This is a genomic window from Sphingomonas sp. Leaf30 (assembly GCF_001422525.1).
Taxonomy (GTDB): domain Bacteria; phylum Pseudomonadota; class Alphaproteobacteria; order Sphingomonadales; family Sphingomonadaceae; genus Sphingomonas; species Sphingomonas aerolata.
Genome location: NZ_LMKZ01000013.1, coordinates 19460 through 43059 on the forward strand (window position 1 = coordinate 19460; position 23600 = coordinate 43059).

The 23600-nt window shown below is 63.0% G+C and carries 25 protein-coding genes; 16 read left to right on the forward strand and 9 right to left on the reverse strand.

Annotation, left to right across the window (positions count from 1 at the left end):
• Window positions 1-117 precede the first annotated feature (117 nt).
• Both ASE89_RS11315 and ASE89_RS11320 read left to right on the forward strand, forming a co-directional pair.
• Complete coding sequence (locus tag ASE89_RS11315; protein WP_056677689.1) at window positions 118-600, forward strand: helix-turn-helix domain-containing protein; 483 nt, start codon at window positions 118-120, stop codon at window positions 598-600.
• Window positions 600-1172, forward strand: coding sequence for a PIN domain-containing protein (locus ASE89_RS11320; protein WP_056677692.1), 573 nt, complete (start codon window positions 600-602; stop codon window positions 1170-1172). The genes ASE89_RS11315 and ASE89_RS11320 overlap by 1 nt, the downstream gene beginning before the upstream one ends.
• Before the next feature lie 221 nt (window positions 1173-1393).
• Here ASE89_RS11320 and ASE89_RS11325 read toward each other — a convergent pair whose 3' ends face one another.
• The 4 genes from ASE89_RS11325 to copC form a co-directional block, all read right to left on the reverse strand.
• Window positions 1394-1777 (reverse strand): MerR family DNA-binding protein, encoded by a 384-nt coding sequence (locus ASE89_RS11325; RefSeq protein ID WP_055763348.1) that lies wholly within the window; start codon window positions 1775-1777, stop codon window positions 1394-1396.
• Complete coding sequence (locus ASE89_RS11330) at window positions 1774-4248, reverse strand: heavy metal translocating P-type ATPase (RefSeq protein WP_082451432.1); 2475 nt, start codon at window positions 4246-4248, stop codon at window positions 1774-1776. Before ASE89_RS11330 ends, ASE89_RS11325 begins: the two co-directional genes overlap by 4 nt.
• 126 nt (window positions 4249-4374) lie before the next feature.
• The gene (gene copD / locus ASE89_RS11335; RefSeq protein ID WP_055763342.1) at window positions 4375-5304 is read right to left on the reverse strand and encodes a copper homeostasis membrane protein CopD; all 930 of its coding nucleotides are present in this window, start codon (window positions 5302-5304) and stop codon (window positions 4375-4377) included.
• A gap of 1 nt (window position 5305) precedes the next feature.
• Window positions 5306-5677 carry a copper homeostasis periplasmic binding protein CopC gene (gene copC, locus ASE89_RS11340; protein ID WP_055763339.1) on the reverse strand — a complete coding sequence of 124 codons (372 nt, stop codon included), beginning with the start codon at window positions 5675-5677 and terminating at the stop codon, window positions 5306-5308.
• A 122-nt stretch (window positions 5678-5799) separates the two neighbouring features.
• On the opposite strand from copC, the gene ASE89_RS11345 reads away from it, so the two are divergent.
• From ASE89_RS11345 to ASE89_RS11415, 14 genes are all read left to right on the forward strand, one after another.
• On the forward strand, window positions 5800-6072 hold the full coding sequence (locus tag ASE89_RS11345; protein WP_055763369.1) for a hypothetical protein: 273 nt from the start codon (window positions 5800-5802) through the stop codon (window positions 6070-6072).
• Window positions 6069-6509: a periplasmic heavy metal sensor gene (locus tag ASE89_RS11350; RefSeq protein WP_055763336.1), complete on the forward strand. Its 441-nt coding sequence runs from the start codon at window positions 6069-6071 to the stop codon at window positions 6507-6509. Before ASE89_RS11345 ends, ASE89_RS11350 begins: the two co-directional genes overlap by 4 nt.
• Window positions 6506-7099 carry an RNA polymerase sigma factor gene (locus tag ASE89_RS11355; protein WP_055763333.1) on the forward strand — a complete coding sequence of 198 codons (594 nt, stop codon included), beginning with the start codon at window positions 6506-6508 and terminating at the stop codon, window positions 7097-7099. The genes ASE89_RS11350 and ASE89_RS11355 overlap by 4 nt, the downstream gene beginning before the upstream one ends.
• A gap of 43 nt (window positions 7100-7142) precedes the next feature.
• Window positions 7143-9080, forward strand: a complete 1938-nt coding sequence (locus ASE89_RS11360; protein ID WP_056405756.1) for a copper resistance system multicopper oxidase — start codon at window positions 7143-7145, stop codon at window positions 9078-9080.
• Window positions 9077-10288, forward strand: coding sequence for a copper resistance protein B (locus ASE89_RS11365; RefSeq protein WP_055763326.1), 1212 nt, complete (start codon window positions 9077-9079; stop codon window positions 10286-10288). Before ASE89_RS11360 ends, ASE89_RS11365 begins: the two co-directional genes overlap by 4 nt.
• Window positions 10285-11031, forward strand: coding sequence for a PepSY domain-containing protein (locus ASE89_RS11370; RefSeq protein ID WP_268795171.1), 747 nt, complete (start codon window positions 10285-10287; stop codon window positions 11029-11031). Before ASE89_RS11365 ends, ASE89_RS11370 begins: the two co-directional genes overlap by 4 nt.
• A 36-nt stretch (window positions 11032-11067) precedes the next feature.
• Entirely contained in the window at window positions 11068-11457 is a 390-nt protein-coding gene (locus tag ASE89_RS11375; protein ID WP_235516307.1) for a DUF305 domain-containing protein, read from the forward strand.
• Window positions 11458-11511: 54 nt separating this feature from the next.
• Complete coding sequence (locus ASE89_RS11380; RefSeq protein WP_055763320.1) at window positions 11512-11955, forward strand: DUF411 domain-containing protein; 444 nt, start codon at window positions 11512-11514, stop codon at window positions 11953-11955.
• 173 nt (window positions 11956-12128) lie between these two features.
• On the forward strand, window positions 12129-12461 hold the full coding sequence (locus ASE89_RS11385) for an ArsR/SmtB family transcription factor (RefSeq protein ID WP_055763316.1): 333 nt from the start codon (window positions 12129-12131) through the stop codon (window positions 12459-12461).
• An 11-nt stretch (window positions 12462-12472) separates the two neighbouring features.
• On the forward strand, window positions 12473-12901 hold the full coding sequence (arsC, locus tag ASE89_RS11390) for an arsenate reductase (glutaredoxin) (protein ID WP_082446616.1): 429 nt from the start codon (window positions 12473-12475) through the stop codon (window positions 12899-12901).
• Window positions 12901-14187 (forward strand): arsenic transporter, encoded by a 1287-nt coding sequence (locus ASE89_RS11395; RefSeq protein WP_055763311.1) that lies wholly within the window; start codon window positions 12901-12903, stop codon window positions 14185-14187. Before arsC ends, ASE89_RS11395 begins: the two co-directional genes overlap by 1 nt.
• Window positions 14184-14507 carry a YnfA family protein gene (locus ASE89_RS11400; protein WP_055763308.1) on the forward strand — a complete coding sequence of 108 codons (324 nt, stop codon included), beginning with the start codon at window positions 14184-14186 and terminating at the stop codon, window positions 14505-14507. The genes ASE89_RS11395 and ASE89_RS11400 overlap by 4 nt, the downstream gene beginning before the upstream one ends.
• A complete protein-coding gene (gene arsH, locus ASE89_RS11405; protein WP_055763304.1) occupies window positions 14507-15265 on the forward strand; it encodes an arsenical resistance protein ArsH in 759 nt (252 codons plus the stop codon). The genes ASE89_RS11400 and arsH overlap by 1 nt, the downstream gene beginning before the upstream one ends.
• A 451-nt stretch (window positions 15266-15716) precedes the next feature.
• Entirely contained in the window at window positions 15717-15905 is a 189-nt protein-coding gene (locus ASE89_RS11415) for a hypothetical protein (protein ID WP_041394287.1), read from the forward strand.
• 244 nt (window positions 15906-16149) lie between these two features.
• Here the strand turns inward: ASE89_RS11415 and ASE89_RS11420 are convergent, their stop codons facing one another.
• From ASE89_RS11420 to ASE89_RS11440, 5 genes are all read right to left on the reverse strand, one after another.
• Complete coding sequence (locus tag ASE89_RS11420; protein WP_055763298.1) at window positions 16150-16836, reverse strand: ZIP family metal transporter; 687 nt, start codon at window positions 16834-16836, stop codon at window positions 16150-16152.
• 3 nt (window positions 16837-16839) lie between these two features.
• Window positions 16840-20073, reverse strand: a complete 3234-nt coding sequence (locus ASE89_RS11425; RefSeq protein ID WP_056677697.1) for an efflux RND transporter permease subunit — start codon at window positions 20071-20073, stop codon at window positions 16840-16842.
• Window positions 20074-20076: 3 nt separating this feature from the next.
• Window positions 20077-21246 carry an efflux RND transporter periplasmic adaptor subunit gene (locus ASE89_RS11430; protein WP_055763292.1) on the reverse strand — a complete coding sequence of 390 codons (1170 nt, stop codon included), beginning with the start codon at window positions 21244-21246 and terminating at the stop codon, window positions 20077-20079.
• Window positions 21243-22508: a TolC family protein gene (locus tag ASE89_RS11435; RefSeq protein WP_055763290.1), complete on the reverse strand. Its 1266-nt coding sequence runs from the start codon at window positions 22506-22508 to the stop codon at window positions 21243-21245. The genes ASE89_RS11430 and ASE89_RS11435 overlap by 4 nt, the downstream gene beginning before the upstream one ends.
• A gap of 420 nt (window positions 22509-22928) precedes the next feature.
• Complete coding sequence (locus tag ASE89_RS11440; RefSeq protein WP_055843156.1) at window positions 22929-23591, reverse strand: cation transporter; 663 nt, start codon at window positions 23589-23591, stop codon at window positions 22929-22931.
• Window positions 23592-23600 lie beyond the last annotated feature (9 nt).

Consider the following 23600-nt stretch of genomic DNA (forward strand, 5'->3'; position numbering starts at 1 on the left):
CCCCCCTCAGCATGCTCGACGATCACCGCAGTGGAACGTCCTCCCGTTGACACTCGTTTCACTTATTGCGTTTACAAGTCGCAATCACTAGATGGCTTCCGCTCTGGGAGACGAAACATGGCCGCCGTGGCCTTCAATATCGACGAGGCCTACGAGCCTACTGCACACGAGATCGAGGCGGCCGGTAACGCCGCGCGTGCACTGTCGAGGGTAGATTCCAGCCGCCCTATTCACCTGACTGTAGAAGGGGCAGGCGAGGACGTTATCAGCCTGCCTTCTGGTGTGTTCAACAGTATCGTCAAGATGCTGGTTGAGATCGGCAACGGTCATGCCGTCACTGTTGTGCCAGTACAGGCAGAACTTACAACCAGCCAGGCGGCCGATCTGCTCAACATGTCGCGTCCACACCTCATCAAGCTCTTAGAACGCGGTGACCTGCCGTTCCGGATGGTCGGCACGCATCGTAAGCTGCTCGGGCGCGACGTGCTGACCTACCGCAGCCGCATGGATGCGGCCCGGCATGAGGCCTTGCAGGGGATGGCGGACCTGGATCAGGAAGCTGGCCTCTTCGATGATCACGCACCCCTCGATCGTCCCTGATGCTGGTCGGCCGCTACACCGTCCTGCTTGATGCCAACGTCATGCACCCCTCCATCGTGCGGGGTGCGCTTTTGTGGTTCGCCGCCAACCGGCTGTTCCGGCCGCTCTGGAGCGAGGCGATCCTGGCCGAGTGGGAGGAAAGCCTGAGGCGGCGGTTTCCTGATTTGCCAACTGACCATTTCCAACGCCAGCGGGCCTACATGGACAGCTTCGGGGAGGCGCTGGTGGAAAGCTATGAATCGCTGATGCCTGCCCTGACGCTGCCTGATCCCAAGGACGTCCATGTTCTTGCAGCAGCGATTCACGGCAGAGCCGATGCGATCGTCACTTACAACCTCAAGGATTTTCCGGTCGAAGTGGCCGCCCGCCACGGTATCGAGGTGAAGCATCCCGACGACTTCATCGTCAATGTCATCGATCTTGATACGGCCAAGGCTCTGACCGCGATCGGTAGCCAGCGCCGTCAGTTTCGCAATCCCGCTGTAACCGCCGAAGATTACCTCGACCGCTTTCGGAAAAGCGGCTTGGTCCAAGCGAGCCACCGACTGCAACCCCTCGCCGAGCTATTTTAAATGAGGGTTCTGACACCAGCAAGCGCTTGAAAGGCGCTGACCTATCTCAAGCGTCAGAACCGTTCGGTTTTGACACAAAGCTTCCTCGAAAACGATGGTCTTTTGGGAACGATAGATCTTTCCCAAAAGCCGTTTTCACACGAGAAGGGAGAACACTAGAACCGCTTGCGAACGCCCACAGGCGGTAGAGCGCGGCACGCTAAGCGCCGCGCTCGATCGGATTATTCAGCGAGGCTTTCGATAATTGGGCACTCCGGGCGATCATCGCCGTGACAGCGCTCAACCAAGTCGATCAGCGCCAATTGCATAGCTTTCAACGCGCGCGCCTTGCGGCCCAGCTCGGCAGCGCGCGCTTTCGCCAGCGCCTTAACTTCGGCGCTCGACCGATCCCGATCCGACCACAAGCCGAGTAGCGTGCGGATCTCCTCGATTGGAAACCCAAGGTCTCGCGCGTTGGCGATGAACCGCAGCCGATGAATGTCCACTTCCGAATAATCCCGGTAGCTCCCGCGCCGGAGCGGTGCGGGCACAAGGTCGATCTTCTCGTAGTGGCGGATCATGCGTTGCGAGACGCCGCTGGCCTCCGACGCCGCCCCGATGTTCATAGTTTCACCGTGTTCAGACGCAGCGCGTTGAGCACGACGGTGAAGGAAGAGAGGGCCATCGCAGCGCCAGCCAGCATTGGTGACAGAAGGATGCCGGCAACGGGGTAGAGCACGCCGGCCGCGACGGGCACGCCGACCCCGTTGAACAGGAATGAGAAGAACAGGTTCTGCCGAATGTTCCGCATCGTCGCACGGGCGAGCTTGCGCGCGCGCACGATCGCCGAAAGATCGCCGCGTGTGAGCGTCATGCCCGCGCTTTCTATCGCTACGTCGGTTCCCGTCCCCATCGCGAGCCCAACGTCGGCAGCGGCCAGCGCCGGGGCGTCGTTGATACCGTCGCCGGCCATTGCAACCTTGGCACCATCAGCTTTCAATTCGCCGATGATCCGCGCCTTATCTTCCGGTCGCAGATCGGCGCGTACATCGTCCAGGCCGCCCACGGCGCGCGCAACCGCATCGGCCGTCCCGCGATTGTCGCCCGTCAGCATGATAACGCGCAGACCTTCCTTGCGAAGAGCCGCGATGGCGTCGCGCGCCGAAGGGCGCACCGGGTCAGCAACCGCGAGCAAGCCCGCGAGTGCGCCGTCGATCGCGATCAGGATGACGCCGGCTCCCTCGCTCCGATGGCGATCGGCCGAAGCGTCGAGTGACTGGGGATCGGCACCGACCCGGCTCATTTGTGCGGCATTGCCGATCACCACCGATCGGCCGCCAACCGTGGCACTGACACCCATGCCGGTCTGCGAAGCGAAGTCTGCGACCGTGGCGAGTTGCAATCCGCGTTCCTTGGCGGCGACGACGATCGCGTGGGCTAGCGGGTGTTCGGACTGTCCTTCGACAGCCGCAGCGAGCGCGAGCATGTCGTTCTCTCCAAAGGTGCCGGTTGCCTCGATCGCGACCAGCGACGGCTTGCCTTCCGTTAGCGTGCCCGTCTTGTCGATGACCAGCGTATCGACCTTATCGAGTGCCTGTAGGCTTTCGGCATTCTTGACGAGCACGCCGGCCTGCGCGCCGCGGCCGGTGCCAACCATAATCGACATAGGGGTCGCGAGCCCGAGCGCGCACGGGCAGGCGATCACCAGCACGGCGATCGCATTAAGAAGGGCGTGACCCATGCGTGGCTCGGGACCGACCAGCGACCACACCACGAAGGTCGCGACCGAGATCAGCACGACCAAAGGTACGAACCAGCCCGATACCCGGTCGGCGACCGCCTGGATCGGGGCACGGCTGCGCTGCGCTTCCGCGACCATGCGGACGATGCGCGCCAGCATCGTGTCCGAACCGACCGCGCCGGCTTCCATAACGAGGCTGCCCGTGCCGTTCACCGTCCCCCCCGTGACTGCGGCATCGACTTCCTTGAGGACGGGGGCCGGCTCGCCGGTGAGCATGGATTCATCGACCGAGGAGCGACCCTCGACCACCACGCCATCGACCGGGATCGCATCGCCGGGGCGGACCCGCAACCGATCTCCGGTTGCCACGTCGGCAAGGCTGACTTCTTCCTCTGACCCGTCAGACCGCAACCGTCGCGCTGTCTTGGGAGCGAGGTCCATGAGGGCGCGTATCGCGCGGCCAGTCGCCGCTCTGGCGCGCAATTCGAGAACCTGTCCGAGCAACACCAGTGTCACGACGACGCCGGCAGCTTCGTAATAGACTGGGACCATGCCCCCGTGCATCCGGAACGTCGCAGGGAAGATGCTGGGCGCGAGTGTTGCGACCAGGCTGTAGAGGAATGCCGCACCGACGCCGATCGCGATCAGCGTGAACATATTCAGATGGCGGGTGCGAAGCGACATCCACCCCCGCTCGAAAAACGGCCATCCCGCCCACAGCACAATTGGCGCAGTGAGTGCGAGTTGGACCCAAGGCGAAGCGGTAGGGCTAACAACATGGAGCCCAAACATCTCGGCGAACATCGAAACAATGAGCAGCGGAACGGTGAGCGCTCCTGCTACCCACAAACGCCGGGTGAAATCGACTAGTTCTGGATTGGGACCGTCATCGAGCGACGGCTCTTCCGGTTCGAGGGCCATGCCGCAAATGGGGCACGTTCCCGGCCCTTCCCGACGAATCTCAGGGTGCATGGGGCACGTCCACATCGCTCCCGGGGTTGCCACCGGCTCGGGCTTTGGCTTGGCCCCAAGGTAGGCATCAGGGTCAGCGACGAACTTGGTTCGACACCCTGCACTACAGAAATGATACTCGTGCCCGGCATGCTCGGCATGGTGCGCTGTTTTTGCCAGATCAACGGTCATGCCGCATACCGGGTCGGTCACTGTGGCAGAAGGTTCTCCGCCCGCTTTCCCTGAGCAGCATCCTTCCTTGGCAGCTTGTGGAACAGCCGGAGATTTGGAGGACGAGCAGCAGGACGCGCCCGCCTCGCGCTCGATCGCAGCAGCTTTATCAGCTTGCTTGTTCGAGCACCCGCAGCCCCCGGCCAAATGGGCGTGGAAATCAGGGTCGTTCATAGAAAAACTCCTTCAACCCGAGAGCATGTAGGGTCTGACACCGTGTCAGGGTCAAGCCCCCCTTCCAACGACTCACGGCACCTAATTAAATTACGTCGCAAAGCTCGATTGCCCTCAAACCAATAGCTACATGGCCGACGCAGGGGGTTCGAGCGTGCCGAGCCAACCTACCAGCACGAGGATCGCGACCACGCACGAAGCCTCGACTGCAAGACTTGTTCGCAAGGTTCGCAGCGCGCCTTTATAATCGCCTGCTGACACCGATCGTTCGAATGCCGGTGTAAAGCGGAAGCGGTTAAGCGAAGCGAGTCCGAGCATCCCACCCAACAGCACAAGCTTGGCGATCAAGAGCCTGCCGTAGACCGTCGTGCCGAGGGTCGGGAGATTGCCAAGGCCAACCAACAGCCAAGCGTTGATGAGGCCGGTGATGACGATCGTACCGACGACAATCGTGCCGGTCAGACCGAACCCGTGCAGCGCTCGATAGGTCAGTGCGAGGTGGGCGGCATCGGTGCGCCGCGCTGGTCGTGTCACCAGCAGCCCAAGCCCGAGCAGCGCTCCCACCCACGCACCAGCGCTCAGGAGATGGAGGATATCGGCCGCCAGATGCACCCACCCGGTCGCGCCTTCGTCCATCGCCCCGTGCCCCGTCCAGGCGAGCGTTGCGAGAGCGACGCCGGAAAAGATGGCGACCAAGCCAAGCGGCATCGTGCGCCGCGCCGCTATTAGGGCAGCGATAGACGCCACCAAGAGCGCGATCATGCGTACTTTCCATGCCGTGCCCGTTGCGGAGTCAGAGAGCAGCATTCCGACTGCTTCCCGATCGATCGGCCACGGAGGTGCACCTGCCATCGCGGCTGCGAGCAGCGCGACCGCTATGCCGGAGAATAGCAGGGCGAGAAGCCCGGTCCCGAACAGCCAAGGGCGGAAGGCAAGCGCGTTGCCGCGCTCACCGACCTTCAACCCGTAGAGGCCGAATGCCGAGAGGCCGAACAGCCCGCTCAGCGTCACGTAAAGCGCGAAGCGAACCGCGATCAGCGGCCAGTCGGCTTCCACCTTACTTCACCGTGAAGGCGTAGTTTCCGGTGATGCGGTGTGTGTCGGTCGAGACCACATGCCAGGCAAGCTTATAGCTACCCGCGCCGAGCGGCGACTTGGGCGTGACGACGAGGGTGCGACCGTCCGAGCCGACAGTTGCGGTCCCGACGACTTTCATTGGTGCGTGCGTCATGCCGCCATGCCCGGTCATCATCAGATCCGCACCGGAAAACTTGGGCATCAGCTTCTCGCTGAAGCGCAGTGTGACATTGGCGGGCTTCGCGACCATCGCATTCGGTGCCGGGGATGCGGATACGAGTTTGGGATGGGCCTGGGCGGCTCCGGCAAGGCCGAGAAGGACGACAGCGGTAGGAAGGAAGACGCGACGCATGGGAATACTCCGATCAGGTTCGTGCCTGTTCTACGCGGCCCGGCCGCTCGCCCCTCATGACGGAAGTCGAGGGGTGATGGGCATCGCTGCGTAACAAGTGGTAGAGGCGCGGAGTGGACAGCATGGACGATCTAGACAGAACATTGGCGAGGCTCGCGGGCGCACCCGTGCCGGCATCGCTGGACGGGATCGAAGCGCAGGTGTTCGCACGCATCGGTGCGCAGCCCGTCGCACGGTTGACCGGATTGGGCGTCGGGGGCGTGATGGTCGCAGCGCTCGCGATCGGCATGGTTGGCGCGGAACTTCCGGCGACCGCCAGCCCTGCGGTGTCGCTTTCGCCGCTCGGGGGCGCATCACCACTGGCGCCATCGGTCTTGCTGATTGGTGAGCCATGACATCGACCAAGCGGCTTATCGTCTGCGTTGTACTGGCCTTCCTCGCGGCTATCGCAGGCGTATTTCTTGCGCGCGTGTTGCTGCCCCAGCCTAAGCAACCGGGCACCGCCTTGCACGAGGTCCTGCACCATAAGCTGGCGCTTGATGGCAATCAGCAGGCCCGGCTGAAAAGCCTAGAGGACCGGTTCGCGGTGCAACGCCACGCGCTGGAATTGGAAATGCGCGCGGACAATGCACGGCTAGCCGAGGCCATTGAGACCGAGCATGGCAACGGCCCCAAGGTGACCGCCGCGGTCGATCAGAGTCATGCGGCGATGGGCGAGTTACAGAAGGCAACGTTGGCGCATATCTTCGCCATGCGGCAGCTTTTGCGCCCGGATCAGACCCCCCAATTCGATGCTGCGGTGGTGAAGGCGCTCACCGACGACCAGGGGTGAGCCTCGATTGGACCACCCTGTCCGACGGCGAACTGGCGACGCTCAGCATCGCTGGCCGACAAGCGGCATTCTCCGAAATCATGCGTCGCTATCGTCAGCCTATATTCCGGCTCGCGCGCGCCTTTGTCGGCGAGGCCGACGAAGCGCTCGATTTGGTTCAAGAGACGTTTGTCGCGGCGCATCAGGCGATGCCGCGCTACGATACACAGCGGGCGATGAAAGCATGGCTTTCTACGATCGCCGTCAACAAATGCCGGGATTGGGCAAGGAAGCGCGCGGTCCGTCGGTTTTTCTCCTTTGCCGCACCGCTCGACGAACAGGCCGAGACGATCGCGGACGATCAGGTAGCAATCGATGACGCAGCAGCCGATCGGCAGGAACTTGCCAAAGTGACGCGCGCCATCGCGACCTTGCCGATGAATCTCAAAGAACCGTTGGTGCTCCGCACGATCGAGGGTTTGAGCCAGGCGGAAACGGCCGATGTATTGGGGATCAGCCAGAAGGCGGTCGAAACCAGGCTATATCGGGCTCGCGCGCGCCTCGCCGAAAATTTGAAAGAGAACCAAGGGGTAGGCGCACGGGACGCGTAAGAGGTGAGACGGGCCGGCAGCGGCTCAATCCCAAGGAGCTACCATGTCGCGCGTTCTAGACCGCCGCCAATTGCTGCGCGGTGCCACTCTTGCAGGAGGCGGTGTTGCGCTGTCGGCATATATGCCGGCATGGGCGCAGCCTGTTTCCGCTGGTATTGTGAAGCCGCTGCCTACTGTATCGGGTGATGAAATCCGGCTCCGGGTCGCGCACCAGATGATGATGATCGACGGACGGCAGAGCCACGCCATCGGCATTAACGGCACTGTGCCCGCACCGCTGATCCGGCTGCGGGAAGGTCAGACCGTGCGGCTGCATGTCGAGAACGGTCTTGATGAGCAGACCTCGTTGCACTGGCACGGCCTGATCGTGCCGTTCCAGATGGACGGCGTGCCGGGCGTTGCCTTCCCCGGCATCGATAAGCGCACGACCTTCACCTACGAGTTCCCGATCGTGCAGGCCGGCACCTATTGGTATCACAGCCATTCCGGGTTGCAGGAGCAGATGGGGCTCTACGGCCCCATCGTGATCGACCCCAAGGGCGTTGACCCGATCCAGTCGGATCGCGAGCACGTTATCGTGCTGTCCGACCACAGCCAGCTCCACCCGCATCGCATCTTCATGAAGCTCAAGAAGCAGTCGGGCTATTTCAACCGGCAGCAGCAGACGCTCGCCGGCCTGCTCAAGGGCGAGGACCAGCCGCTCAAGGATCGCCTCGATTGGGGCAAGATGCGGATGGACCCGACCGACGTCGCCGACGTGACGGGTTCAAACTACACCTATCTCGTCAACGGGCATGGGCCGCAGGACAATTGGACGGGGCTGTTCAGGCCGGGCGAGCGGGTGCGGCTGCGTGTCATCAATGCGTCCGCGATGACGACCTTCAACGTCCGGATTCCGGGGTTGAAGCTGAGCGTTGTCCAGGCGGACGGCCTCAACGTCCGTCCCGTTGAGGTCGACGAGTTCCAGATCGGCGTGGCCGAGACCTACGACGTGATCGTCACTCCATCGGACGAGCGCGCCTACACGCTGGTCGGTGAGAGCGTGGACAGGTCCGGCATGGCGCGCGCAACGCTAAGCCCCCGCGAAGGCATGGCCGCTGAAGTCCCTCCACTTCGCAAGCGCCCTGTCGCCACCATGAAGGACATGGGGATGGACATGAACATGGATATGTCGGGCGGCGGTTCGATGCAGGGCATGGACCATAGTGGCATGCCTGGAATGGATCACGGATCAATGGCCACGGCTGAAAAGCCCGCCGCTGCGATGGACCACGCGCAGATGGACCACGGTGCTGCCGGTGCCGGCGCGGGCGGAATGGCCGGGATGGATCACGGCGCGATGCAGTCGGGTGCTACGATGCCAGGCATGGCAGGTGCGCCCGACGCCGCAGGTGGTATGGCAATGGGCGGCATGGCGGGCATGGACATGAACATGCGCGACTTTTCGAAAGCGCCGGGCGTGAAGAAGGGGCCGGGTGTCCAGACCATCTCGCCGATGCCGATGGATCGTACCGGCGACCCCGGTCAGGGTCTGGAGAATGTCGGGCATCGTGTGCTGAATTACCGCGATCTGGTCGCGGTCGATCGCAATCCCGATCTGCGCGCGCCGTCGCGCGAGGTGCAGATCCACCTTACCGGCAACATGGAACGCTACATGTGGGCGCTCGACGGTGAAAAGCTGTCCGAGGTGAAGGCACCGATCCCATTTCTTGCTGGCGAGCGCGTCCGCGTCACGCTGGTCAACGACACGATGATGGGCCACCCGATCCACTTGCACGGCCACTTCTTCGAATTGGTGACGGGGCACGGCGCGTACAGCCCGAGAAAGCATACCGTCATGGTTCAACCGGGGGGCAAGGTCAGTTGGGACGTGACCGCCAACGAGGGCGATTGGGCATTCCACTGCCACATGCTCTACCACATGCACGCGGGCATGATGCAGGTCGTCCAGGTCCGTTCGGCGAAGGGAGAGGCGGCATGAAGGCGCTGCTTCTCGCCGGGATCGGCGCGCTGGTCGCCACGGCACCTGCCACGGCGCAGACGATGGACCATTCAATGATGCCGGGCATGAGCATGCCGGGCATGAAAATGCCGGCGAAAAAACCGACCGCTAGATCGAGACCGGCCACAAAGCGGGCCCCTGCCAAGAAGGCAGCGACTAGGAAGGTCCCGGCAAAGCGTCCCTCCAAGCCTGCAGCCGATCCACATGCCGAACACACGATGCCCGGCATGGACATGAGCGGTGCGAACGCGGCCGATCCGCACGCCGGCCACGACATGTCCCAAATGTCAGGCATGAACCCTGCTCCGGCTACCGCAACAGGCGAGCACACCGGCCATGATATGTCGGCGATGCCCGGCATGGATATGGCACCCGGCCAGCCAACGCAGCATGACATGTCTTCAATGCCGGGAATGGCGACCGTGCCTGTCGGTACAGACCTGAAGCCGGGCAATGCGCCCGCGCCTGCACCATCTCCGGTGCTGGCAGCGTCTCGCTATTACGGCGAGGCAGCCATGAGCGATGCCAACCGCGACCTGCGCCGCGAGCATGGCGGAATGACCTACTACCAAGTGCTCTTCAACCTTGCCGAGTATCAGGCGCGCAAAGGCGGGGACGGCTATCGATGGGATGGCGAGGCTTGGATCGGGGGAGACATCAACCGTCTCACCCTGAAGAGCGAAGGCGAGGGCACATTTGGCAAACCGCTCGAAGCGGCCGAGGTGCAGGCGCTCTACAGCCGTGCGCTCGATCCCTATTGGAACCTTCAGGCGGGCGTCCGCTACGACTTCAAGCCGAACCCTTCTCGCACCTACGCGACGGTCGGGATCGAGGGGCTTGCGCCCTATTGGTTCGACGTCGAGGGGGCACTGTTCCTTTCTGACAAGGGCGACGTGCTTGGCCGAGCCGAGGCATGGTACGACGAGCGAGTGACACAATTCTTCGTCCTTCAGCCTCGCGTGGAAGCCAACTTTGCAGCCCAAGACGTGCGCCAGGACGGCATCGGATCGGGGCTTACGGACCTCGAACTCGGGCTCAGGCTGCGCTACGAAAAGTCGCGTGAGTTTGCGCCCTACATCGGCGTGTCGTGGGAAAGGCAATTCGGCGACACGGCACGCTTCACGAGAGCACGCGGTGATGACACGGGCGGCTTCAGCTTCGTTGCCGGCGTGAGGACCTGGTTCTGAGGAGCGGCAGGCTCCGCCTTCATGTCGGTGCCAGCAAGCTTCATCGCTGGCTGGCACTGATTATCGGGGTGCAGCTACTGCTCTGGTTCTCCAGCGGCTTGTTGATGAGCATCCTGCCGATCGAGCGGGTACGAGGAGAACACCTCGTTGCACGCGAGAACACGGCGACGATCGATCCGGCTCAGGAGTTTGCTTCCCCGGCATCGGTGTTGGGCGCTGCCCCCGGCCCGGTGCGCGAACTGCGCTACACGACCTTGTTCGGACAACCCGTCGCCGAGTTGACGATGGCTAACGGCACGGTCCGGATGCACGACGCCCGGACCGGTTTGCCGATGCAGCGTATCGATGCGCCCTTTGCGCTACGAGTTGCACGCGCGGCATATCGCGGCCCCGGTGTCCCTGTTGCGTCCGTCATGTTTGCTCGAACAGCGAGCACGGAGTTTCGTGGCAAACTGCCGGTCTGGCGTGTGGAGTTCGAGGACGCCGAGACGACGCGCGTGTTCGTGTCACCGGAGAACGGTAGGATTGTCGGTGTCCGAACGGGTACGTGGCGGCTCTATGATTTTTTCTGGGGCCTCCACATCATGGACTGGAAAAACCATGAGAACTTCAACACCCCTTGGATGATGGCATTTGCAGCTGGGGGGCTAGCCCTTGCGGTGGCAGGCGTGGTGCTGCTCTACATGCGCTGGCCGCGCCGCAGGCAAAGAAAAGTCCAAGGGGTGCACGACGTTGCCGCGTAACTCTCTCTAGGTGGGGGATACCTCGGGAGAACGACTATGAAGACCATTACCACGATCGGCATGTTAGCCGCAGCGCTCGCCGCCAGTCCGCTTGCCGCACAGAGCAGCATGGCGGGCATGGATCATAGCCAGATGCAGGGAATGGATCATTCCAAGATGATGAATGATCCGGGCAATCCTTACGCCGCATCCGAGATGGACATGCATCAGAAGATGATGGCCGCGAAGCAGGGAGACGCATCGGAGATGTGGACCCGCAAGATGATCGAACATCATCGTGGAGCCGTTACCATGTCGCGCGTGGCGCTTCGGGACGCGAAGGATGCCGACACGAAGCGGATGGCGCAGATGACCATTACGAAGCAGGAAAAGGACATCGCCGAGCTTCAGGGCTGGCTCAAGTCGCATGGCAAGCGCGCCCAATAAGGCCGCTGGCAGGAACCCCGCCCCCGGGCGGGGCTTCACCAAAGGAGTTTAGCAATGAAGTTTACGATCCGGAGTGCGATCGTCGCCGCAGCGATGATGACCCCGGCTGTGGCCTTAGCGGCGAACAGCATTGCCATGCACCGCGATCCAGGGTGCGGCTGTTGCGAGCAGTGGGCCAAGCAGGTCCGTCAGCAGTTCGGGCGCAACGTGCAGATCATCGATGACGCTCACCGCGATGTGCTTCAGCGCAAGATGGGTGTCCCCGCCGACCTCAGTTCATGTCACACCGCGGTAGTCGACGGTATGGCATTTGAGGGCCATGTACCGATTGCCGACATGAAACGGGTGCTTGCCCAGCATCCCAAAGGCGTAAACGGGCTTGCCGTGCCGGGTATGCCGGTGGGATCACCTGGCATGGAAATGCCGGGCATGAACGCACAGCCCTATGAGGTGATCGCGTTCGGACCAACCGGACGCAAGGTGTTCGCCCGCCATTAAAAGAGGGAGGCGCGGACGCCTCCCTCCCATTTACTTTTCATGCCCGACATGTCGTGGCCGGCATGGTCTTTACGCCTGCCGCTTTCATGTCGGTGCAGGGCGTTGTCGGAATCGATAGTGGTTTGAAGATCGTGAGAGCTTTCATAACTTAACATATCCGCTATGCCGGATGCATGGATAACGATTCGGCTATCATTGCGCTTGGTGCGCTCGCGCAAGGCACACGCCTCGACGTGTTTCGCCTGCTGGTTCGCCACGAACCGGACGGCATGGCGGCGGGTGAAATTGCCCGTCAGCTCGACGTGCCGCAGAACACCATGTCCGCGCACCTCGGCATTCTCGCGCGCGCCGGCATCGTGCGCTCGGAACGGCATAGCCGGTCGATTATTTACCGTGCCGATCTAGACGGGCTGCGCGCGCTAACGCTGTTCCTCGTCAAGGATTGCTGTGCCGGCTCGCCTGAACTGTGTGCGCCGCTCCTGGCCGAACTCACCCCCTGCTGCTGAAAGGACGCCCCGTGGCCGTCGATATCGTGATCTATCACAACCCCGAGTGCGGCACGTCGCGCAACACGCTGGCGATGATCCGCAATGCTGGCATCGAGCCGCACGTCATCGAATATCTGAAAACCCCACCCTCGCGCGCGTTGCTGGTCGAGCTGATCGACCGCGCCGGGATCACGCCCCGCGATCTGCTACGCGAGAAGGGGACGCCCTATGCGGAGCTGGGCCTTGGTGACGATGCGCTGTCAGACGACACGCTGGTGGACGCGATGATGGCGCATCCGGTCCTCATTAACCGGCCGCTGGTCGTCTCGCCGCTCGGCGTGAAGCTGTGCCGACCGTCCGAAGCGGTCCTCGATCTGCTGCCTGATGCCCAACAGGGCGCGTTTGCCAAGGAAGACGGCGAACAGGTTGTGGATGCTTCGGGCCAGCGCATCGCCTGATGCTGCTCGCGTTCGCTATCTTCGTCGTCACGATCGCGCTCGTCATCTGGCAGCCCAAGGGCCTGGGCATCGGCTGGAGCGCGCTAGGCGGCGCGGCCGTCGCGCTACTCGTCGGGGTCGTTTCGCTCTCTGACGTGCCGGTGGTGTGGGGCATCGTCTGGAACGCGACCGCGACGTTCGTCGCGATCATCATCGTCAGCCTGTTGCTCGATGAAGCCGGGTTCTTCGAATGGGCGGCGCTCCACGTTGCGCGCTGGGGCGGGGGGCATGGTCGTCGGCTGTTCGTGCTGATCGTCCTGCTCGGGGCGGCGGTGTCGGCGCTGTTCGCCAATGACGGCGCCGCGCTGATCCTGACGCCGATCGTCATCGCGATGCTGAGGGCCCTGGGATACAAGGACAAGGCGACGCTGGCGTTCGTCATGGCGGCGGGGTTCATTGCCGATACCGCAAGCCTGCCGCTGATCGTCTCCAACCTCGTCAACATCGTGTCGGCCGACTTCTTCCGGATCGGCTTTGCCGATTATGCCTCGGTGATGGTGCCGGTCGATCTGGCGTCGATCGCCGCGACGCTGGTCGTGCTGCTGCTGTTCTTCCGGCGCGACATACCCGCCAGCTACGATGTGGCGCAGCTCCGCGCGCCCGCTGATGCGATCCGTGACCATGCCACATTCAAGGCGGGCTGGGTCGTCCTCGCCCTGCTGCTCGCCGGCTTCTTCTTGCTCGAACCTATCGGCGTGCCGGTCAGCGCCGTCGCTGCTGCCGGTGCCGTGCTCTTGCTGGTCATCGCCGCGCGCGGCCATGTCATCCAGACGCGCAAGGTGCTGGCCGGCGCGCCGTGGCAGGTCGTGATCTTCTCGCTCGGCATGTACCTGGTCGTCTATGGCCTGCGGAATGCCGGACTGACCGACCATCTTGCCGGCCTGCTCGATCGCACCGCGCAAGGCGGCGTTTGGGGTGCGGCGTTCGGCACCGGGATCATTGCCGCGCTGCTGTCGTCGGTGATGAACAACATGCCGACCGTTCTGGTGGGTGCGCTGTCGATCGACGCGACGCACGCCACGGGCGCGATCAAGGAAGCCATGATTTACGCCAACGTGATCGGGTGCGACCTTGGCCCGAAAATCACACCGATTGGCTCGCTCGCGACGCTGCTCTGGCTGCACGTCCTCGGGCAAAAGGGCATTCGGATCGGCTGGGGCTATTACTTCAAGGTCGGCGCGACGCTAACGATTCCGGTGCTGCTGGTAACGCTCGCGGCACTCGCGATCAGGATCAGCATGGGATGACGGCACTCGTATATCTGGCCGCGTCGCTCGCGGAAATCGCAGGCTGCTTTGCCTTTTGGGCATGGTTGCGGCTGGGCAAATCGCCCCTGTGGCTGGCTCCGGGCGTGGTATCGCTTGTGCTGTTCGCCTGGCTGCTGACACGCGTGGACAGCGATGCAGCAGGGCGGGCCTATGCAGCCTATGGCGGCGTCTACATCTGTGCATCGCTGATCTGGCTGTGGGCTGTCGAAGGGGTGAGGCCCGACCGCTGGGACGCTGGTGGAGCGACACTCTGCCTGATCGGCACCTGTATCATTCTGCTTGGCCCAAGGACCGCCTGATGCCGCTTCGCGCCCTCTCTGACCCCGATCATCTACCCGCCCTTGATCGGCGCTATGCGCTCGATCGTCCTGCCCTTGGGCTGGGCGCTGGTGATCCACCTCCGCGCATACTGTTGCTCTACGGCTCTTTGCGGGAGCGGTCCTTTTCGCGGTTGTGCGTTGAGGAAGCCGCTCGCCTGCTGCAATTCTTCGGCTGCGAAACGCGAATCTTCGATCCTTCGACGTTGCCGCTGCCCGATCAGGTGACGGGGGACGATCACCTGGCCGTCCACGAGCTACGCGAACTGTCGATGTGGTCGGAGGGGCATGTGTGGTGCAGCCCCGAGCGCCACGGCCAGATCACCGGCATCATGAAGCTGCAAGTCGATCACCTGCCGCTGTCGATGGGTGGGATGCGCCCGACGCAGGGCCGCACGCTTGCCGTCATGCAGGTGTCGGCCGGATCGCAGTCGTTCAACAGCGTGAACACCCTGCGCGTCCTCGGCCGTTGGATGCGAATGGTGACGATCCCAAACCAATCGAGCGTCGCGAAGGCGTTTGCGGAGTTCGACGAAAGCGACCGAATGAAGCCTTCGGCCTACTATGATCGGATCGTGGATGTGATGGAGGAGCTGGTGCGCTTCACGGTCCTTCTACGCCCGCACACCACGCAGCTTGTTGATCGCTATTCCGAGCGAAAGGAGGCAGATGTGCCGATCGATAGCGCCACGGACCTTTCGAGCATCGCAACCTCGCCAACGTACCGGAAAGGCGAGTAAAGTTCTCTTAGTGTGGCGAACCGCTCCTCCGACATTGTGCATCACTGAGTGTGCTTCTAGATGCATCCAATGAAACGCCGGGCTCGCCCATTCTCCAAGATATTGCGTTCCATGGCGTTTTTCGTCCTGGCAGTGATGTTGCTGGTCCGGCTTGGCCCGCTCTGCGAGACGATGGCGATGGCCGCGCCTCCGGCTGCGTCCGCGATGATGGACTGCGCCAGCAAATCAGCAGGCGCTCCCATCAAAAAGGCACCTGCGTCGGCCTGCGCCATACCGTGCGTTGCGGTTGCCGGCGAAACCGTCGAGCATATCGGGCTGGTTCCGTCCTCCCATCTATCGCCTTGGCCAGCTCCACAGACGGGCCTTTTGGGCATGGCATACGCTCCGGCCACGCCCCCTCCGCAAACCGTGTGACGTCGAACACCATCACACGTAAATTTCGGAGAATATCATGACCAAGTTCAAGCTCATCAGCGCTGCCTTCGCCCTCACCCTGTCGACTGGCGCATTCGCCGCTGTCGCCAATTGCTGCGCCGACATGGCGTGCTGCAAGGACGGTGCGGACTGCTGCAAGGATGGCGCAAAAGCCAAGGCCGCGGACTGCTGCGATCATGCCAAGGGCGGCATGAAGCACGGCTAAAAGCTGGATAGGGGCGGGCAGCCGCCCCTATTTTCCTAGTCTACATCTACCCGCCGCGGCACGCCGTCGCGCCATGGTCGCTGTGACGAGCGGAGAGTTACCCGTAGGGTTGAGGCTCTTCCCCGAACCGCATCCATCGTTCGGCCCATCTCGCGTGCGATTACCGCCAGAGTCTGCTTGGCCTCGATACGCCGACGAAGCTCGACGTCATCATCATTGGTCCAAGACGTTCCACGTCGAGCGGTCAGCCCAAAAACTCCTCGATCAGGAGCAATCCCAAAAAGCCGATGAAAAACATGGCGCTGATAAGCGGGGTATCGGGCTTCTCGTGCGCCTCCACCAATAGCTCTTCCGTCACAAGGTAGAGCAGCGCCATCAAACCGAAACTGAGAAACCCGGCGATGACGACGGGCGGAAACGTCGCAACGGGAGTCGCTATCGCCGCACCGATCGGCAGCAACAACGCGATCCCCATCGTAATCGCGATGATCCGCGCCTTGGACTTGATCGTCTCGCCCAACTCGGTGGTCACGGTCAGTCCGAGAAACAGCACCTCCAACGTCAACGCGATCGTCAGCAACACGCCGGCCTTCCCGCCAGCGACGAACGCCAACCCGAGAACAAGCCCGTCGATCAGGATGTCGACCGCGACCGCACCGAGCATGGCGATCGGTCCACTGGCGCGACCCTCAAGGGCTTTGAGCGACAGCATCACGAGAATGCCAAGCGCGCCGCCTGTGAATGTCGCGATCGGTGAACCTTCGTGCATCACCTGGGGCAGGATCTCGGCTGCCGCTGCGGCGAACACGACGCCTGCCGCCAAGTGCTGCATGGCGCTTACGAAGGCATCACTTGGCCGTCTCGATACCGCGAATAGCGAGCCGATCAGTACGGCGACGACGGGAATGAGCGTGAAGGCAACGGCCTGCATAGCTTAAGCCCTCACGCTGTCATGACTCAAAGGCGGCAGTTCGATGTGTCCCCCTGATGGGGCTGGCAGCTCGCGCCGTCCGAAACGAGCGTAGAGCGTCGGCAGCACGAACAAGGTGAGCAAGGTTGCGGATATCAGGCCACCAATGACGACGGTCGCCAGCGGCTTTTGCACCTCGGCTCCAGCACCATGACCAAGTGCCATCGGCACGAAGCCAAGCGACGCAACGAGCGCCGTCATCGCAACTGGCCGGAGCCGCGCCAGAGCGCCTTGATGCGCCGCTACCGCACGACCCATGCCTTGCCGCATCAGATCATGGATGGACGACACCATGACCAGCCCGTTGAGAACCGCGACACCTGATAGCGCGATGAAGCCGACTGCCGCTGAAATGGAGAACGGCATGCCTCTTAGCACCAGCGCAAGGATGCCTCCGACCAGCGCCAGCGGAACGCCGGTAAACACGATCAACGCATCCCTGACGGAGCCAAGCGCGCCGTAGAGCAGGAACATGATGACCACGAAGCAGATCGGCACCACAACGCTAAGCCTATCGCGGGCAGATGCCAGGTTCTCGAACTGACCGCCCCATTCGAGATACGTGCCAGGCGGCAATTTCACCTGAGCGTCGATGGCTGACCGGGCATCAGCCACGACACCGGCCACGTCTCGATCGCGCACGTTGGCCTGCACCACGACACGCCGCTTGCCGTTCTCGCGGCTGATCTGGTTGGGACCATCGACCACGGCGATATCCGCCACTGTCGATAGCGGTACGAAGCCGCCACTGCCGGTCGGCACCGGCACCTGAGCAACCGCCGTCAGATCGGATCGTGAGCTTTCGGCCATCCGGATCACGACGGGGAAGCGACGATCGCCTTCAAAGATCACGCCAGCCTGTCGGCCGCCAATGGCTGCGGCAACCGTGTCCTGCACGTCACCCGCCGTCACCCCGACGCGGGACATGGCAGTGCGGTTCGGCCGGATATCGAGCATCGGCAAGCCTTCGGTTTGTTCAACCCGCACGTCTGCTGCACCCCGCGTCTTTCGAAGGATGCCGGCTATCCGATCTGCGGTCGCGTTCATCTCGCCAAAGTCGTCGCCAAAGACCTTGATCGCGATGTCGCCGCGCACGCCTGCAATCAGCTCGTTGAACCGCATCTGGATCGGCTGAGTGATCTCATAGGCGTTGCCGGGCAGAGTGGAGAGCCGCTTTTCCAGCCGCTCGACCAGCTCTTCCTTGGACAGGCCGGGGTCGGGCCACTCCTTCTTCGGCTTCAGGATGACGAAGGTGTCGGTCGCGTTAGGCGGCATCGGGTCCGATGCGATTTCGGACGTGCCGGTGCGCGAGAAGGCGAAGCGGACCTCAGGGGCCTTGGCGAGTGCCTTTTCCACCTGGAATTGCATCGCCTGGCTCTGATCGACCGATGTGCCCGGGATGCGGACCGCCTGCACGAGGATGTTGCCCTCATCGAGCTGCGGCAAGAACTCCTGCCCCAATGTCGTAAAAGCGGCCCCGGCGAGTGCCAGCGCACCGATCGCGACGCCGATGGTGAGGGTGGGTCGGCGCATTGCCGCATCAAGTCCCGGCTCATAACGTTTCCGGAGGAAGGTGACGACGCGGCTTTCCTTCTCCTCGACCCGCTTGCTGAGACAGATCGCAATCGCTGCCGGTATGAAGGTCAGCGATAGGATGAAGGCGAACACCAGAGCGATGATGACCGTGAGCGCCATCGGCTCGAACATCTTGCCTTCGACACCCGTGAAGGTGAGCAACGGCGCATAGACAAGGATGATGATAGCCTGCCCGTACACCGATGGCCGGATCATCTCGCGCGCCGACGCCGCGACAATCCCGAGACGTTGCTCGATGGTCAGCACGTCATCACGACCATGCTGCGCCTCGCCCAAACGCCGTAATGCGTTCTCCACAATAATGACCGCGCCATCTACGATCAGACCAAAGTCGAGCGCACCAAGGCTCATCAGATTTGCGGAAACGCCCGCCTCCAACATGCCGATGCTGGTCAGCAGCATCGTGATCGGAATGACGCAGGCCGCGATCAGCGCCGCGCGGAAATTGCCAAGCAGCGCAAACAGAACGACGATTACCAGCACCGCACCTTCGGCGAGGTTGCGGGCAACCGTCGAAATTGTGGAGTTCACCAGCTCGGTCCGGTTCATGACCGGCTTCACGACAACATCGACCGGCAAAGAGCGGCCGATCTGCGTCAGCCGTTCGGCAACGCCGGTCGATACCGTGCGGCTATTCTCCCCGATCCGCATAACCGCGGTGCCGACGACAACTTCATGGCCGTTTTCTGACGCCGATCCCATGCGTAGCGCCTGCCCGGTGCGAACGGTCGCGATCTGGTTAAGCAGGATCGGAACGCTCTCGCGGGTGGCAACGACGGTACGTGCCAGCTCGTCGGCGTTGCGAACACGCCCATCCGATCGAACCGCCAGCCCTTCTCCGTTGCGGTTGACCACGCCAGCGCCCGCGCTGGTATTGCTGCGCTGAAGGGCGGTGGTGAGATCCTGAAGCGTTAGCCGCATTGCCGCCATGCGCTGTATGTCCGGAATAACGAGATATTCCTTGGTGTAGCCACCAAGGGAGTCGACGCCAGCAAGCCCGGCCGTGCTTTTGAGCTGCGGCGTGACGATCCAATCCTGTACGGTGCGCAGATAGGTCGCCTTGTCGGCGTCGCTGACAAGGTGATCCCCCTCGGGGGTGATATAGCTGGCATCGCGCTGCAAGCCGGGTTCGCCGTTGCGGTGGTGAACTTGGTCCAGCTCGCGATATTCGACCGTCCACATGAAGATATCGCCGAGGCCCGTAGCGATCGGCCCCATCTCGGGGTTCACACCTTCGGGAAGGTCTTCCTCAGCGGTTCGCAGACGTTCCGCGACCTGCGCTCGCGCAAAGTAGATATCGGTCTTTTCACCGAAAACCGCTGTGATCTGGGCAAAGCCATTGCGACTTAGCGAGCGGGTATATTCAAGGCCAGGAATGCCCGCGAGCGCGGTTTCGACCGTGAACGCAACCTGCTTCTCGATCTGATCGGGGGAGAGGGCAGGAGCAACGACATTGATCTGCACCTGGTTATTGGTGATGTCGGGTACGGCGTCGATCGGAAGCTGACGCAGCGCGCCAATCCCGAGCAATGCAGCCGCGATGGTGAGAAGCAGGACGAGCCAGCGCTTCTCGACGGAGAGGGTGACGATGCGACCGATCATGGCTCAGTCCTCATCCCCGCCTGCACCCTTGCCGAGTTCGGCCTTGAGCGTGAAGCTGTTGGTGGAAGCGATGCGCTCCGAGCCGGTAAGGCCTGCCGTTACGGTGACTTGCCCGCCGTTGGTGCGACCAAGCGTCACGGGAATTGCCCGGAATCCTGTCGCAGTGCGGACGAACACGAACGACTTGTCCTCGATCATCTGCACTGCGGCCGATGGCACGGCGACGGTGCGGTCCCCGGTCGCAGGAACGAGGATCGATACGTTGACCGTTTCGCCGACGCGCCATGTGCTGCCGGCGTTGTCGAGGGTAGCGATCACCGGCACCAATCGGGTCGTCTCGTCCAGAATGGGGGATACGAACGTGACGCGCCCCTCCTGACGCCGCCCCGGTGCCGTCACTTCGACACGCACGCCGGGTTTCACCCGACCGGCATCGGTGGGGACGAGTGAGGTGGTTACAGTGACCTTCGACAGGTTGGCGACGCGGAACAGCTCTGCATCGGCCGCGACCGCCTGCCCGAGTGTAGCGGATCTCGCGATGACCTGGCCGGCGATCGGCGAGCGAACCGCGATGCGGTTGAGCGCGCCGCCTCCGCTGCCCGTCGCTGACAATTGCTGCTGCGCGAGGCGAAGGGCAATGCTGGCCTCCGTCGCTGCCGTCCGCGCTGCGACCAGATCCTGCTCTGGCGAAACACGTTCAGCGAACAGGCGCTGTTCGCGGCGAAGGTTTGATTGGGCGAGTGCGGAACGCGCGCGCGCGGCTTCTACCTCCGCTTTCAGTGATGCCGCTTCCCGGCTTTCGATGATAGCCAGCGGGTCTCCCCGGCTGACTGACTGCCCGAGATTGCTGGTGAGGGAAACGAGCCGACCGCCTACGGAGGTGGACACAACCTGCACACCCTGAGGATCGCCCTCGATCGTTGCCGATAGCTCGATCGCTCCGGCCACGCCGCCTACTGTAGGACGCGTAACCTCTATCCCGGCATCCGCAATCTGCTGCGCGGACAGGGTGACGATATCCTTTGGACCCTCCTTGGCTTCGCTGGCCTCGGCACCTTCGGTCTTCTCGGCTCCGGCTTTCTCACCGGCCTCGCCGTTGCCACCCCCGCCGCATCCGGCAAGGAGGACAGCCAGGGTCACAGGCGCGAGCGCCCGCATGATGGTCTTCGTCATTGATTGGTTTCCTCGGTCGAGGGCGCTGCGGCAACGAGCCGTTCGAGGCGTGCCTTGGCGTCGTGATAGGTGGCGAGCGCATCGATCGCGGCGGTTCGTGTTTCGGACAGGGTACGTTCGGCATCGAGCAAATCGAGCTGACCGAACTTGCCCTCCCGGTAGCCGATCCGGGCGATCCGAGCGGCTTCGCTTGCCGACGCCAATGCCGGCCCGCTGGCGTTGCGAGCGGTCGTCGCGGCATTCGCGACGTTCGCCTGTGCGCTTGCGATATCCTGCGCGGTATCCAGCTCGGCCGCGCGACGTAGCGCCTGCGCCTGATCAGTCTGCGCCCGCGCCTGCGCCACTGCCGCCTTGCCGTTGTTGAACAGTGGGAACGGGATCGACAGCCCGAACACCGCTGCCACGTCGTTCGTAGCCTCAAGCCGTCGTGCGCTGGCGCTGAGTGTCACGTCGGGAATGCGCTGCGACCTAGCAAGCCGCACCTGTGCCTCTGCCGTTGTCACGTCCGCGCGTGTCGCCGCCAATGCCAGCGTCCCGGCGGTCTCGATCGGCCGCGCTGGACCAAAGCCCTCGACACGGCCGAACCACACCAAGTCCAACGGTCCCGTGAGGGGTTGGCCGATCCGTCGGGCAAGATTGCTTCGGGCGACCTCGGCAAGCCGCTCTGCGCGCTCCACAGCCGTCTCCGCGTTGATCCGCAATACATCGGCGCGCTGCTGTTCGAGCGGTGATGCTCGCCCCGCTTGAACGCGGACGCCGGCTGCGCGCGATGCTTCGCGGGCGATACCGGCCTGCTCGCGCGCGGTCACCAGTCGGCGTTCCGCTGCGGTCGCCTCGATGTAGAGCTGCGTGATGGCAAGCCGTAGATCAGCCTCGGCCAACGCCGTGCCTATCCTCGCTCGATTACCAATCGCATCTGCGACAGCGATCCGTGCCGATCGTTTGCCACCCAACTCGATCGGTAGTGCCAGACCTGCCGTTGTCTCGGCGCTTCGAAGACCGCGATATTGGCCGCTGCCGGCAATGTTCTCGGTCTCGGCGACGATCGACGGGTTCGGGCGGTAGCCGGCAACCGTGCGGCCTGCTTGTGCTGCCCGGACGCCAGCCGTGGCAGCCTCAAGGCTGGGGGCGCTGGCTCCGGCAAGCGAAAGCGCCTGCTCAAGGGTGAGCGGGGGACTGGTCGATGTTGGATCGGCTGACTGCGCCTGTGCGATCGACGCGCACGACGCCACGGCCAATAAGGCCGCAATAAAACGGTGCATGGGTAACGGACTCCTGACGAACCTTGGGCATCCGCACGGGCTTTCCCGGCGGAATTAGGCGTTGGTCAGGCTTGGGGAGGACGTAGGGCTGGGTCCGACGCTACCGGGGCCTTGGGCGCATTGCGCCACATCGATGCAGTCATACGAACGCTGCTGGCTGGTCCGGTTGAATCGGACGCGATCGGCACGCCGACATGATGGCCGTGGCAACCACCATGATGGTGAGGATAAGCCTTGTCGGCGTCTGCCGGCACTTGGTCGGCATCGCCGTCGCAATGATCGAGGGAGCTGACCGCTGTGGTATCAACGCACGTCACGCCTTCGGTCGCATGCGCGACTGATCCAAGCCCGAGCATAAGCACGAGCATGAAACTGAGGAACAGGGCGGAGAGGCGGTGCATCGGCCCGCGCCTTAGCAGCTTACCGACTGCCATGTAACGACTGCTGGTAAGTAGCGGGGGCGGGTGAGGGCTCGCTACGCATTTCGGCGCGTGCCTGCCGCATGATCTGAACACCGCCCGATATTCCCAACACAGCCATCAAGGTGGCGACGGCGAGATCAGGCCACGCGCTGTTGAGGCCGAACACTCCGCCTGCGGCCAGTACGACGGCGATGTTGCCAATCGCGTCGTTACGCGAGCAAATCCACACTGACCGCATGTTCGCATCACCGCTTCGAAAGCGGTACAGCATGACCGCGACTACAAGGTTCGCGATCAACGCGGCGATGCCGACCACGCCCATAATTTCGGCATGGGGCGTTGCTTCGTGGAGCGCCCCCCATCCCGCCGCGAACAAGACATAGACGCCTAGCAAAGCAAGCGTCGCCCCCTTCAACATCGCAGCGCGTGCGCGCCAGGCTATCGCCATTCCGGCAACGCCAAGGCTGATTGCGTAGTTCGCAGTATCCCCAAAAAAGTCGAGCGCGTCGGCTTGCAGCGCCTTCGATCCACCCGTGATGCCGGCAACGATCTCGATAACGAACATGCCGCCATTGATGGCGAGCGCAATCCATAGCGCGCGCCGCCACTTAGGGTCGTTGAGAGTGTCCGCCTTGTCGGACGCGCAGCTTGTGCAGGCCATATTCGCCAC

Excerpts from the sequence above, each read along its gene's own strand:
- ASE89_RS11315 (WP_056677689.1), top strand. The coding sequence starts at position 118 with ATGGCCGCCGTGGCCTTCAATATCGACGAGGCCTACGAGCCTACTGCA.
- ASE89_RS11320 (WP_056677692.1), top strand. The coding sequence starts at position 600 with ATGCTGGTCGGCCGCTACACCGTCCTGCTTGATGCCAACGTCATGCAC.
- ASE89_RS11325 (WP_055763348.1), bottom strand. The coding sequence starts at position 1,777 with ATGAACATCGGGGCGGCGTCGGAGGCCAGCGGCGTCTCGCAACGCATG.
- ASE89_RS11330 (WP_082451432.1), bottom strand. The coding sequence starts at position 4,248 with ATGAACGACCCTGATTTCCACGCCCATTTGGCCGGGGGCTGCGGGTGC.
- copC (WP_055763339.1), bottom strand. The coding sequence starts at position 5,677 with ATGCGTCGCGTCTTCCTTCCTACCGCTGTCGTCCTTCTCGGCCTTGCC.
- ASE89_RS11345 (WP_055763369.1), top strand. The coding sequence starts at position 5,800 with ATGGACGATCTAGACAGAACATTGGCGAGGCTCGCGGGCGCACCCGTG.
- ASE89_RS11350 (WP_055763336.1), top strand. The coding sequence starts at position 6,069 with ATGACATCGACCAAGCGGCTTATCGTCTGCGTTGTACTGGCCTTCCTC.
- ASE89_RS11360 (WP_056405756.1), top strand. The coding sequence starts at position 7,143 with ATGTCGCGCGTTCTAGACCGCCGCCAATTGCTGCGCGGTGCCACTCTT.
- ASE89_RS11365 (WP_055763326.1), top strand. The coding sequence starts at position 9,077 with ATGAAGGCGCTGCTTCTCGCCGGGATCGGCGCGCTGGTCGCCACGGCA.
- ASE89_RS11375 (WP_235516307.1), top strand. The coding sequence starts at position 11,068 with ATGAAGACCATTACCACGATCGGCATGTTAGCCGCAGCGCTCGCCGCC.
- ASE89_RS11380 (WP_055763320.1), top strand. The coding sequence starts at position 11,512 with ATGAAGTTTACGATCCGGAGTGCGATCGTCGCCGCAGCGATGATGACC.
- ASE89_RS11385 (WP_055763316.1), top strand. The coding sequence starts at position 12,129 with ATGGATAACGATTCGGCTATCATTGCGCTTGGTGCGCTCGCGCAAGGC.
- ASE89_RS11395 (WP_055763311.1), top strand. The coding sequence starts at position 12,901 with ATGCTGCTCGCGTTCGCTATCTTCGTCGTCACGATCGCGCTCGTCATC.
- ASE89_RS11400 (WP_055763308.1), top strand. The coding sequence starts at position 14,184 with ATGACGGCACTCGTATATCTGGCCGCGTCGCTCGCGGAAATCGCAGGC.
- arsH (WP_055763304.1), top strand. The coding sequence starts at position 14,507 with ATGCCGCTTCGCGCCCTCTCTGACCCCGATCATCTACCCGCCCTTGAT.
- ASE89_RS11415 (WP_041394287.1), top strand. The coding sequence starts at position 15,717 with ATGACCAAGTTCAAGCTCATCAGCGCTGCCTTCGCCCTCACCCTGTCG.
- ASE89_RS11420 (WP_055763298.1), bottom strand. The coding sequence starts at position 16,836 with ATGCAGGCCGTTGCCTTCACGCTCATTCCCGTCGTCGCCGTACTGATC.
- ASE89_RS11425 (WP_056677697.1), bottom strand. The coding sequence starts at position 20,073 with ATGATCGGTCGCATCGTCACCCTCTCCGTCGAGAAGCGCTGGCTCGTC.
- ASE89_RS11430 (WP_055763292.1), bottom strand. The coding sequence starts at position 21,246 with ATGACGAAGACCATCATGCGGGCGCTCGCGCCTGTGACCCTGGCTGTC.
- ASE89_RS11435 (WP_055763290.1), bottom strand. The coding sequence starts at position 22,508 with ATGCACCGTTTTATTGCGGCCTTATTGGCCGTGGCGTCGTGCGCGTCG.
- ASE89_RS11440 (WP_055843156.1), bottom strand. The coding sequence starts at position 23,591 with ATGGCCTGCACAAGCTGCGCGTCCGACAAGGCGGACACTCTCAACGAC.